Source organism: Catellatospora bangladeshensis, from assembly GCF_016862575.1.
Lineage (GTDB): Bacteria > Actinomycetota > Actinomycetes > Mycobacteriales > Micromonosporaceae > Catellatospora > Catellatospora bangladeshensis.
Genome location: NZ_BONF01000030.1, coordinates 157,320 through 168,392, shown reverse-complemented (window position 1 = coordinate 168,392; position 11,073 = coordinate 157,320). Strand labels below are relative to the sequence as shown.

General features: G+C 74.3%; 9 protein-coding genes and 1 tRNA gene. 5 read left to right on the top strand and 5 right to left on the bottom strand.

Translation table 11 applies throughout. The features are described 5' to 3' along the window. The 5 genes from Cba03nite_RS25150 to Cba03nite_RS25130 all read right to left on the bottom strand — a co-directional run. Nucleotides 1–762, bottom strand: a 762-nt coding sequence (locus tag Cba03nite_RS25150; protein WP_203750893.1) for a cellulose binding domain-containing protein, incomplete at its 3' end; no start/stop codon positions are given. Nucleotides 763–1,144: 382 nt separating this feature from the next. Further along, nucleotides 1,145–1,375, bottom strand: coding sequence for a hypothetical protein (locus tag Cba03nite_RS25145; RefSeq protein WP_203750890.1), 231 nt, complete (start codon nucleotides 1,373–1,375; stop codon nucleotides 1,145–1,147). Then, nucleotides 1,372–3,960 carry a caspase family protein gene (locus Cba03nite_RS25140; RefSeq protein ID WP_203750888.1) on the bottom strand — a complete coding sequence of 863 codons (2,589 nt, stop codon included), beginning with the start codon at nucleotides 3,958–3,960 and terminating at the stop codon, nucleotides 1,372–1,374. The genes Cba03nite_RS25145 and Cba03nite_RS25140 overlap by 4 nt, the downstream gene beginning before the upstream one ends. A 103-nt stretch (nucleotides 3,961–4,063) precedes the next feature. Continuing rightward, complete coding sequence (locus tag Cba03nite_RS25135) at nucleotides 4,064–6,976, bottom strand: helix-turn-helix transcriptional regulator (RefSeq protein WP_203750887.1); 2,913 nt, start codon at nucleotides 6,974–6,976, stop codon at nucleotides 4,064–4,066. Nucleotides 6,977–7,285: 309 nt separating this feature from the next. Continuing rightward, nucleotides 7,286–8,284, bottom strand: coding sequence for a hypothetical protein (locus tag Cba03nite_RS25130; RefSeq protein WP_203750886.1), 999 nt, complete (start codon nucleotides 8,282–8,284; stop codon nucleotides 7,286–7,288). 342 nt (nucleotides 8,285–8,626) lie between these two features. Here Cba03nite_RS25130 and Cba03nite_RS25125 point away from each other — a divergent pair, with 342 nt between their 5' ends. The 5 genes from Cba03nite_RS25125 to Cba03nite_RS25105 all read left to right on the top strand — a co-directional run bounded on the left by Cba03nite_RS25125 (nucleotide 8,627) and on the right by Cba03nite_RS25105 (nucleotide 11,068). Next, a complete protein-coding gene (locus tag Cba03nite_RS25125) occupies nucleotides 8,627–9,118 on the top strand; it encodes a helix-turn-helix transcriptional regulator (RefSeq protein WP_203750885.1) in 492 nt (163 codons plus the stop codon). Nucleotides 9,119–9,138: 20 nt separating this feature from the next. Further along, a tRNA-Lys gene (locus tag Cba03nite_RS25120) sits at nucleotides 9,139–9,210 on the top strand. A 177-nt stretch (nucleotides 9,211–9,387) separates the two neighbouring features. Then, complete coding sequence (locus tag Cba03nite_RS25115; RefSeq protein ID WP_203750884.1) at nucleotides 9,388–9,681, top strand: hypothetical protein; 294 nt, start codon at nucleotides 9,388–9,390, stop codon at nucleotides 9,679–9,681. Beyond that, on the top strand, nucleotides 9,678–10,616 hold the full coding sequence (locus Cba03nite_RS25110; RefSeq protein ID WP_203750883.1) for an acyl-ACP desaturase: 939 nt from the start codon (nucleotides 9,678–9,680) through the stop codon (nucleotides 10,614–10,616). Before Cba03nite_RS25115 ends, Cba03nite_RS25110 begins: the two co-directional genes overlap by 4 nt. After that, entirely contained in the window at nucleotides 10,592–11,068 is a 477-nt protein-coding gene (locus Cba03nite_RS25105) for a holo-ACP synthase (protein WP_203750880.1), read from the top strand. The genes Cba03nite_RS25110 and Cba03nite_RS25105 overlap by 25 nt, the downstream gene beginning before the upstream one ends. Nucleotides 11,069–11,073: the final 5 nt, after the last annotated feature.

The following is an 11,073-nucleotide window of genomic DNA, read 5'->3' as shown; positions in this document are numbered from 1 at the left end:
GCGCAGGCCCATCGAGCTGCTGCTGCCCGCGATGGCCGCGATCCGGTCCAGCCAGACACCGGTCGAGGTGTTGGCGACCCGCGAGCCGCCCGGCTCGGCGATGGCCTTGGAGCGCCAGTTCGGGTTCACGTAGCCGGTCGCGCCGACGTACGGGTTGTCGACCTTGACGCCCGGGATCGGGCTGCTGGTCGGGCTCGGCGACGCGCTCGGGCTGCTGCTCGGCGAGGCGCTGGGGCTGCTGCTCGGGCTCGCGCTCGGGCTGGCCGAGGCACTGGGGCTGGCGCTGGGGCTGGCCGAGGTGCTCGGGCTCGGGGTGACCCCGCCGGTCGTGCAGGTCACGCCGTTGAGCGTGAACGCGGTCGGCTTGGGGTTGCTGCCGGTCCAGCGGCCGTTGAAGCCGAGGCTGGTCGACGCGCCGGTGGCCAGGTTCTTGTTCCAGTCCAGCGCGTTCGCCGTCACGTTGGCGCCGGAGGCGGACCAGGTGGCCGACCAGCCCTGGGTGAACGTCTGGCCGCCCGGGAAGGCGAACTTCAGCTGCCAGTTGGTGAGCGCGTCACCGGTGTTCTTGACGACCACGGTGCCGGTGAAGCCGCCGGTGCCGGCGCCCTCCGACCAGTCGTTGGTGGTGTACGTGATGTCGCAGCCCGGCGCGGCGTGCGCCATGGTCGCGGGAAGCGTGATGAGGCCCGCGACCACCAGGGTGGTCGCGCCGCTCAGCGCAACAGCCTTGCGCCGCGCGGACAGCCTGATCGGGAATTTCATGCCATCTCCTTGGGCGGTGACGCGTCCCCCGACGGGGACACGGCGTCGGCATCGAGCCGTGGCGGGGCCACGGCGGCATGCCGATGAGGCGGTACGGACGCCCGAACCCGGCGGGCGGAACAGCGTGCCAAAACGGCCGGTCAAGGCCGGTGAAACCGCCGTCCCTCAACGGGTTGCCCTCGGCGGCAAGATCGCGTGGGCGCGCTCCCAAACGCGAACGGGTGCCATGTTTGCACAGTCGTGGCCCGCGACACAACACCCGATCTCGATCCACCGATACCGCCTCTGTCGGGTGTGGAAGTTTCACCCGGACACGACGAAGCTCCCCCCGGGCCGCCTCGACGGCGGTGGAGGGAGCTCGGTCCGGGCTGTGGCGGAGGGCTCAGCCCGAGATCTCGCTCGGCCGCGGGCCCGGGTCGAGGTCGACCACGACCAGCGCCGCCGCCTTGCCGTTCAGGTAGACGGTGACCTCGCGGCCGGCCCCGTCCAGCAGCTGGAGCGTGGCGGTCTCGCCGTTCTCCATCGCCGACTTGACCTGCGCGGCGACCTCCCTGACCTGGTTCTCAGGAATGCCGAACTCCGCCTGGCCGATGATGACGCGCTTGCGGCTCATACCCGGGTTCCTTCCTTGACGTCGCGACCCGACTCCTGCCGTGGACTGACGGACGGCGCGGCGATCTCCTCGACCCGGTAGCGGAACGAGAAGTCCTGTGCGCGCACCGCCGTCCGGCCCGCGGGGCGGCCGACGCCGAAGTTCTCCCCGGCCAGCAACGTGGTCCGGTACAGCCCGATGCTGTTGCCGTGGGCGCCGCGCAGCAGCCGGTAGGCGGCGTTGACGATGACGGCTCCGGCGCCCACGGCCGCGATCGCGACGGCCGCCTGCGGTGCCGCGACCAGCAGCGTGCCCACCTGGCCCATCGCCGCCTGCAGCTCGGCGTCGGTCAGTGTCTGCTTGAGCAGGTCGCTCAGCGCCAGGCTGTCCCGGTCGTCCCGGGACACCCACACGGCGACGTCCAGGTAGCCGTCCACCGGCCCGTGGAAGACCTGCAGGTCGTCCAGCGGCAGCCGCTGGCCGTCCCGGATGTCGCGGAACCGCTCGGTGTGCGCCTGGTAGGCGGGCCGGCCGCCCGGCCCGGCGGTGGTGAGCACCGTGTCGATCCGGATGTCGGCCTCCCGGAAGGCCCGGTTGTGGTGCACCACCAGGTCCGACAGCCGCACCGCGACCGCCGCCGGAGCCGCCCCCCGCTGCCGCCAGAACCGGCCGGCCACCCCGGGCCGCTCGTCCACCTGGAAGACGGCCTCCTCGCCCGGCGGGGCGAGCACCGGCACCAGCTCGAAGTCGATGGTGCGCACGGCGAACCGGAGGCCGCTCGGCGCCGGCGGCACCACGTCCCGGCTGAGCCCGGTGCGGAGCTGGTCGAGGAAGTTCTCCAGCGAGGACCCGCCGCGCCGGGCCGCGTCGCGCACCAGCCCTCGCTGTTCGAGCACGCGCATGTCCACCGGCTCCGACGTGGCCAGCACGACGATCGTCTCCGGCCGGGGACTGCCCCGGTCCAGGCCGGCCGGCCATTCGAGCCGCGCGCCGGGCAGCTCGCCCGTACGGTCGTCGCGGCCGAACACGTACTCCCCGCCCGGCTCCACCCGGACCCCCGACGGCGAAGAGGTGTTGAGCAGCGTGATCCGGGCGGCCACGCCGATGTCGAGCAGCGAGACCCACACGACGTCCGGGCCGCCGTTGCGCACCTTCACGTAGATCGGCTCGTCCAGGTAGAGCGGGCGGTCCGGCGTGGCCGGATGCGCCGTGCCGCCGCGGACCACCCCGAACTCGATCTCCAGCGGCGTGGCGATGCCGCCGCCCGGCTCCTCCGCCAGGCGGCGCAGCAGGTGCGCCTGGGCCAGGCGCTTGAGGTCCTGCACCACCCGCGCGATCCCGGGCGCGTCGGGGGGCGACGCCGGATGCAGCGGGCCGACGCGGTCGTGCACGGTCAGCGCACCCGCCTCGTCGATCCGCACCTCGACGTCGGCCCGCTCGTCCGGCTCCGCCACCCGCACCAGCGTCGCCGCGCCCATCGCCCGGACCAGGTCCGCACTGCGCGGATCGGAGGCGGGCACCCGCACCGGCAGGGCCGGGGCCGCCATCCGGCTGCGGTGCGCGCACGCCCCGAGCGGCACGGCGGTGTCCGGCTGCCGTGGCCGGAACCGGCCCCACGCCGCACCGTCCACGATCTTCTCCACCTGGACGTCGCCGAGCTTCGTCCGCTCGTCCGGGCCGGTGCTGTCCGGCGGCATGACCACGAACTCGTCGCCCGGCCGCACCCCGAGCAGCAGGGCGCCGGCCAGCCGCAGGCGGCTGCCCTCGGCCGACACCGCCAGCGTGGCCACCGTGTCGGTCTCCGTACGCTCGAACAGCAGGCGCTGTGCCGGGCCCTCCACCTCCGGGCGCTGCGTCGGCATGATGGTCAGCACCTGCGAGCGCACCCGCTCGACCACGGTCGCCCAGGAGACGGTGCGGCCGCCGTCCCGCGCCTCGGTGAGCGCGCCGGTCAGCGCCTCGGTCAGCATCCCCATCGAGCGCCCCTCCGCGACGGCGTACTCGTAGGCCGACTGCTCGGGCGCGCAGGCGACGACCCGTACCGCGTCCCGATTGCCCTCCGGCGCCAGGCGCCGCCGGAGATCGGGGTCCTGTCGGCCGACCCGGTCCAGGTGCGCCGAGAGCAGGGCGTACGACGCCGGCACCGACAGCGCCTTGACGGTGCGGTCGGGGTCCCGGGACATGTGCGCGGCGTGGCAGCAGTCCAGCACCACGGTGACGTTGCGGGTCCGCTCGGTCAGCCGGGCCAGCAGCCCGGACAGCTCCAGGTCGGTGATGCCGCGGAAGTCGCCGGGCTGCGATTCGTCGAAATCGGACGGCACGATGAACTGGATCCGCGACGGCAGCGACGCCGTCCGCTCGTGCTCCGGGGGCAGGCAGTAGCCGCCGTGCCCGCTGTAGAAGACGACGATCGCGTCGTCCGGCTCCGCCTCGGCGATCAGCTGCTCGTACGCGGCCAGGATCCCGGCCCGGGTGGCGTCGTCGCCCACGCACGGCGTGACGCCGAAGTCCCACGCCCGCAGCGCCGTCGCCATGGCCTGGACGTCGTTGCCGACGCCCTGCAGGTCCCCGGTGCGCGGGCCGATCAGCAGCGCGTTGCGTGCCACGGCATCCCCCTTGTGTACATCGACGTCGTCCGCTGCTCGCGAGCGTAGGCGGCCCGGCGCCCGGGAACACCGGTCCGGCCTTACGTCGAATTACGTAACCCCCTCAGTCACCTGCGAAGAAGCCCTCGCGAAGGGCCACCGTGGCCGCCTCGGCGCGGTTGCGCACCCCGAGCTTGCGCATCAGGTTGGTGACGTGCACGCTCACCGTGGAGTCGCTGATGTACAGGGTCTGCCCGATCTCGCGGTTCGTCCGGCCGGTCCGGATCCCGCGCAGCACCGCGAACTCCCGGTCGGTCAGGCCGAGCGGCGGGCGCGCCGCGGGCAGCGGCTTCACCAGATCGAGGCGGTATCGCGAGGCCAGTGCCGCGATCTGCTCACGCAGCGGCCCGGCGCCCAGCCTCTCGGCGGCCGCGAACGCGCCGCCGGCAGCCGCCGTGGCGCGCCGGTGCCGCGCCACCGCCTCCGCCTCGGCCTCGCGGAACCGCGCGTACGCCATCGGGTAGGGCCGCTCCAGCGACTCCCAGCCGTCGGCCACCCGCCGCCAGGCGGCCGCCGCGTCCTCCCCGGCGGCCCGCGCGTGCTCCGCCTCGCACTGTTCGAGCAGCAGCCTGGTGCCCGGTGAGCCGGGGTGCCCGGCGACCGCCTGCCGCGCCGCGTCCAGCAGCGCCGCCACGTCGGCCGGCGTCGGCCGTTGCTCCTGCGGGCCGGTCCGGGACAGGTGGCCGTCGGCGGCCACCCGCAGCCCCATCGCGTACAGCTGCAGGCGGACCAGGACGTTCTCGCTGCCCGCGATCGCCTCCAGGCCACGCGTGACCGCCTCCGCGGCCTGGCCGCCGTCGTGCCGCCACAGCGCCAGCTCGGCCAGGCACCCGTAGAGCGGGCCGACGAACCGGGCGTCGGTGTTCGGCCGGCTGCGCACCTCCCTGAGCAGTCCCTCGGCCTCGTCGAACCGGCCGCGGGCGGTGGCGATCTCGGCCCGGTTCAGCAGCTGGTAGGCGGTCTCGGTGGCGGGCGGCTCGGGCCGCGCCTCGTCCAGCAGCGCCACCGCCTCGTCCCACCGGCCGAGCAGGGTCAGCGTCGCGCTGGCGTTGTTGGCCAGCACCCCGCCCTGCCGGGTGTGCAGCAGGCCCAGTCCCCGGGCCTTCGCCAGCCCGTCGAGAAGCACCTCCACCGACTCGGCGAGCAGGTCGGCGTGCTCCAGGCACAACCCCAGATTCGCGTACGCGCGCAGCGTGTCCTCCAGGTGGTCGACCTCGATCGCGATCTCCAACCCCAGACGCAGCGCCCGCACCCCCTCGTCCGGCTCGTCGAGCATGGTCAGCGCCAGGCCCTCGCTGTTGAGGGCGCGGCCCTCCTCGGCGCGCGCCCGCACCGCACGCGCCAGCTCCCCCGCCCGTTTCGCCCGCGCCAGGCCGTCGACGTGCTGCCCGTCCCGGACCGCCACCGTGGCCAGGGCCGCCTGCACCCGCGACCCGGCCGCCGACGGCGGTCCGTCCGCGAGGTGCTGCTCCGCCGCGCGATACGCCGCGGCCGACTCGTCGACGGCCCGGGCCTCCCACAGGTAGCTGCCGAGCCGCTCGTACAGCTCCCCGACCCGGTCGCCGTCCGCCCCGGCGGCCTCGTCGATGGCCTCGCGCGCCCACCGCACCGCCTGGTCCACGTGCCCCGCCCAGCGAGCCGCGTCGGCCGCCACGGTCAGCACCCGGAGCTTGGCCGTGCCGGCCACGGCCGCCGCGTCGGGCACCCCCGGCCACAGGTCCAGCGCCCGCCGGTACTGCGTCTCCGCCTCCTGGAAGGCCCGCATCCGCACCGCGAGGTCCCCCGCGCGCACCGCCCAGGCCAGCGCCTCCGGCTCCCGCTCGGCCGCGAACCAGTGGTACGCCAGCTCCGGCAGCAGCTCCGGCCGCCTGCCCACCTCCGCCGCCAGCGCCCGCGCCACCGCCTCGTGCCGGAGCCTGCGCCGCAGTTCGGCGATCCGCTCGTAGGCGGCCGCGCGCAGCAGCGCGTGCTGGAAGGCATACCCGCGCTCGGCCCGGTCCTCGACGAGGACGAGCTGGTCGAGGCACTCCTGCAGCGCGTCGGCCAGCGACCCGGCGTCGAGTCCGCTCACCGCGCCCAGCAGCCGGTCGCCGACCCGGCGGCCCGCCACCGCCGCGACCTCGACCACCTTGGCCGCGGTGGGACTGAGCTGCTCCAGCCGGACCGCCATCATGTCCGCGACCGTCTCCGGCAGGCGGTCCGGGTCCGCCAGGTAACCGGCGGCCACCAGCTGCGACGCGAAGTACGGGTTGCCGTCGGCCAGCTCGGCGCAGCGCGCCACCCGCTCCGGGCCGGCCTGCTCGGCCGCCAGCGCGGCGATCAGCTCCCGCATCTCGGCCGTGGTGAAGCGGGAGAGCGAGATGCGGTGCATACCCCGGCTGAACTGCGGGGCGGCCAGCACCCGGCGCACCGGGTGACCGCGTTCCAGGTCGCTGCGGTGGGTGCAGATCAGCAGCAGCCGCTCGTCGGAGCCCATGCGGGTCAGGTAGGCGATCAGGTCCAGGGTGGACGGATCGGCCCAGTGCACGTCCTCGAAGATCAGCACCAGCGGCGCGGTCCGGCCGATGTGGTCCAGCAGCCGGGAGACGGCGCCGAAGACGCTCAGCTGCGAGCCCTGGCCCCCGACTGGCGCCTCCGCGCCGGTGAAGTCCGAGATCAGCGGGGCGAGCTCGGTCCAGGCCGGGCCGGCCAGCTCCCGCGCCTTCTCCTCGGTGCGCTCGCGCACCAGCCGGCGCAGCGCCTCGATCAGCGGTCCGTACGGGATGGCGCCCGAGCCCAGCTCGATGCACGCGCCGGACAGCACCTGAGCCCCCGCTGCCGCGGCCTGCTCGCAGAACAGGTTGAGCAGCTCGCTCTTGCCGACGCCCGCCTCGCCGCCGATCAGGACGGTGGCGGGGCGGCGCTCGTCGCGTGCCGCGGCCAGCAGGTCGGCGAGCCGGCGGAGTTCCGCGGCACGCCCGATGAAGGCGGAAGCCATGCCGTCATCTTCCCGGGCGCCGGGCAGCCCGCCCAAGCACTCACGCCGGGCCCGGCCGATCGACCCAGGACGATCGAACCGGCCGGCCGGGCAGGCCGTCCGAGCGGGCCGCCCGGGTGCCCGCCCGGCCGGTGCACGGCCACCCCGCGGCGCGCCGGGTGCGGTGCGGCGCCGCCCGCGCCGGACGGGCCGCGCCCGGTCCGTCAGACCCTCAACCGACCTCGTACCGCCACGGAAGGACTGCTCGTGATCGCCGACAACCGGGCCGCGCACCGGCGCGGCGGCCCGCCCCGGCCACCGGCCGGCGGGTCAGCCCGGCTGCCCCGGGAGCAGTGCCAGCACCGCATCGGTGATGCGGGCGACCGCGGCCGGGTCGGCCAGCTGCGCGAGCACCCACTCGTCGGCCCCGGCGGACGCCCCCGGCAGCCGGTCGAGGCTCTCCCGGCCGGACCCGGCGGCGAACACCGTGCGGAGCACCTCGGACACCGCCGCCCGCGGCTCCTCGCCCCGGGCCAGGCGCAGCTCCAGCGCGGCGAACGCCAGGGCGGCCAGGTCCCGCAGGGAGTCCTGCCCACCGTGCCCGCCCTCCTCCGTGGAGCGCGCGTCGGCATCGCCGGTGGCCGGCGCCGGGCGCTTGCGGCCCAGGGGCCGCTCGACATAGTCAGCGAACCACCGGGGACGGCCGCGCATCGCGGTGAGCACCAGCGCCACGTCCTCGGTCACCGCCCGGCGGGCCTTGTCGAGGTCCTCACCGGTGCGGGCCGCCCGCGCCTGCGCCCAGGCGTCGACCGGCCAGTCCTGCGCGCCCGCGGTGGCCTCCACGCCCACCCACTCCAGCATCTCGACGGCCAGCGCCGCCAGGTCCGCCCGCCCGCCGAGCCGCTCGGCCAGCCAGCCGGGCACCCGGGGCCGCTGCAGCGCACCGCGCTCGCCCCGGCGGCGCCGGTACGCGTCGACGGTGGCGTGGGTCAGCCGCCGCCGCACCCAGCCCTCCAGGTTCTGGATCGGGATCCGCGCGTTGGCGAAGAGGTCGTCGAGGACGGCGTTCATGTCGTCGTGGAAGCGGTCGAGGCACTCGTCGGCCAGGTGGCGCACCCCGCGGGCGCACCCGCGGTGCCCCCGGCGCAGCTCCAGGTTCCGGGTCAGCTGCCCGAAGACCAGGACCAGCAGCAGGTCGTACGCCTCCACGCGCAGCCGTCGGCGCTCCTGCGCGGAGGCGGCGGCGACGTACGCCGCCAGCAGGCCGCGCCGGGCCAGCTCCCGCAGGCCCGGGAGGTCGTCGTGCTTGTCGTTCTCGCCGGCCGTCATGTCCCGTTCCCTCTCCTCGGCTCCTGCACCGCGCCGCCGGGCCCCGCCCGCCGGGCCGTCGCGTTCGGAGTCGAACTCGCCCGAACGGCCGCGCCTGAGGGGATCCGGACCCGCCGCGCGTCGCGGCGACCTGATGCCGGGAACGCTATATCCGCCCTGCTCACAAGCGGTATGGCCGCAACTGATGACGACCAGTTCCCTTACTCGCACCCACGGGCGGGCGCCCCGCGCGCCCGATCGCGCAACGCGGCTAAGGGTTTCCGGCAGCCGCCCTAAGGGCCCCGTACCTCCGTCCATCGAGGAGGCAGCCCGCAGTACGCCCATGACCCGAGGGGATCCGCGATGTCCGTAACGACTACCTCACCCACCGCACCCATGACGGACGGCACCGGGCCACTGCTGCTGACGGCCGACCTGACGCTGGGCTGCCTGCGGGCCGCCGCGGGCGACGACGCGGGCCTGCTGCGGGAGCTGCCCACCGAACGGCTGGTCGCGCTGCATGCGCTCACCGAGACGTGGGCCAGGGCGCACCGGCTGGTCGCGGCGGCGCTGGACGAGCGCCTGCACGCGGCGGCGGCCGGCCCGCCCGCGCTCACCGAACGGCAGCGGCAGGTCGTCGCGTTGCTGCGCGAGGGCCTGACCATCCAGGCGATGGCCCGCCGGCTGGGGCTGTCGCCGCGTACCGTCGGCAAGCACCTGGAACGGGTGTACCGGCGGCTCGGCACCAGCGACCGCCTCACCACGGTGCTGCGCGCGCAGCAGCAGGGCCTCCTGCTGCCGCTGGGCGAAGGGCAGCGCGCCTGGGCGGATACCCCGGCGACCGGTGCCGCCTGATCCGGTAGCCTGGCAGGCACGGGCTGCTAGCTCAATGGCAGAGCTGCGGACTTTTAATCCGTAGGTTCAGGGTTCGAGTCCCTGGCGGCCCACCGCACACCCCACGTCAAAGGCCTTTCCGGTCCCCGGAAGGGCCTTTCGGCTGTCCGGCGGCGCCTCTCCTTCCCCGCCTGACCACCCCCACCCGGTGCGGCACCCGGGCGGGGCCTGCGTGCCACGGGACATCGACCCTCTTGGCAGTCAGACTCATCGCTTGTAGAATTCCTCGCATGATGAAGACCGACGTGCAGTCCTACCTCAGGGAGAAGTTCGCCGAACACGCCGGCCTGCCGGAGGACCAGCTGTTCGGCGACGACGTGACGCTGGCGACCGTGATCGCCCGCAGCCCTCGGATGACCAACAGCATCGACCTCATGGAGGCGTTCGCGCGCACCGCCAACGCGCTGCGCAAGGAGTACGGCGCCCGCGTGCGCCTGCCCGCGATGCCGCTCGACACCCCGACCACGACCGTGCTGAAGGTCTTCCAGGAGGAGTTCGACCGCCAGAGGGAGGCCGTGGCATGACCGTCATGGACGTGCAGCCGAGGATCCGCCGGTCGACCGTGCCCGCGGGCCCGCCCGCCATCATCACCGACCTGTGGGCGGCGCTCACCGAGCGCGGCATGTCGCTGGTGGACGTGACCTGGGAGCAGCAGCGGCTGCACGAGTCGCGCCGGTGGAGCGTGGTCGACATGCTCGCCGCGGTGGACCTGGACAGCCTGACCCCGACCGACCGGATGCTGGTCTGGAACGCGGGCCGGGCCGAGCTGACCACCAAGCCGGGCGCCGACCGGCTGGAGCGCCAGGCCAACGCCGAGTGCAACCGGTGGCGGGACACCAACCCGGCGCTGGCCTCGGCCATGGAGGCCTGCGGCACCTGGAGCCGCTACTGGAACGAGGAGGAGGCGCACCACGAGACGGTGTTCAACCGCCTCGCCGACCTCTCCGGCATGGAACCGATCGACGACGAGACGTTCATCAACTTCCGGCAGGTCTTCCCCGACGACGACATGCTGCGCACGCTGGTGCTGCTCGCCATCTCGGAGATCACCGCCGCGGTGAACTACGGCCAGTGCCAGCACGTGGTCGCCGACCCGGGCCTGCGCCGCATCTTCAAGCAGGTGGCCGCGGACGAGATCCAGCACCGCAACTACTTCATCGCGTTCGCCAAGGCGCTGGTCGACAGCGGGGAGTACCACGCCAAGGACGCGTTCGCGGTGGCGCACCTGTTCCTGCGCGAGGACGGGGAGCTGCAGGGCAGCGCCCGCGACAAGCTGGAGGAGCGGGGCACCCACGTCAACTGGTGGGACCAGCTGGAGACCAAGGAGATGGACTTCCGCCCGGAGGCGATCGAGAAGAAGGAGCAGCTGGTGTGCAGCGCGCTCAAGAAGATCACCGGCATCGAGGTGCACACGCGGGAAGAGGTCGAGGACACTTGGCTGGACCTGCTGGGCAGCTGATCGGCCTGGGGCACGACCTCCAGCTGATCAGCGAGCTGGAGGTCGCCTCCGGGCTGCGCGAGCCCGATGTCTTCTTCACTGACCGTGAGCTGCGCCGGTTCGCCGGCGCGGTGGGGCCGCTGCAGAGCCTGGCGGGCGCCTTCGCGGCCAAGGAGGCGCTGTTCAAGGCGCTGCCACCGGCCCGGGAGCCCTGGTTCTGGACGGACGCCGAGGTGGTCCACGACCCGCACGGGGGACCGGAGTTCGACATCCGCGGCTCGCTCGCCCGCCACCTGGCCCGGCACCGGCTGCGGGTGAACGTCTCGATCTCGCACAGCGGCGGTTTCGTCTCCTCCGTGGTCGTGGTGACCGGCCGGACCTCGGTTTACCAGCGCTTCTTCGGCACGATCGATCGGAAGGCCCGCGATGTTCTTCGGCGAATCACGGCTTACGCTCCCCGTCCGGCCCAATGACCTGG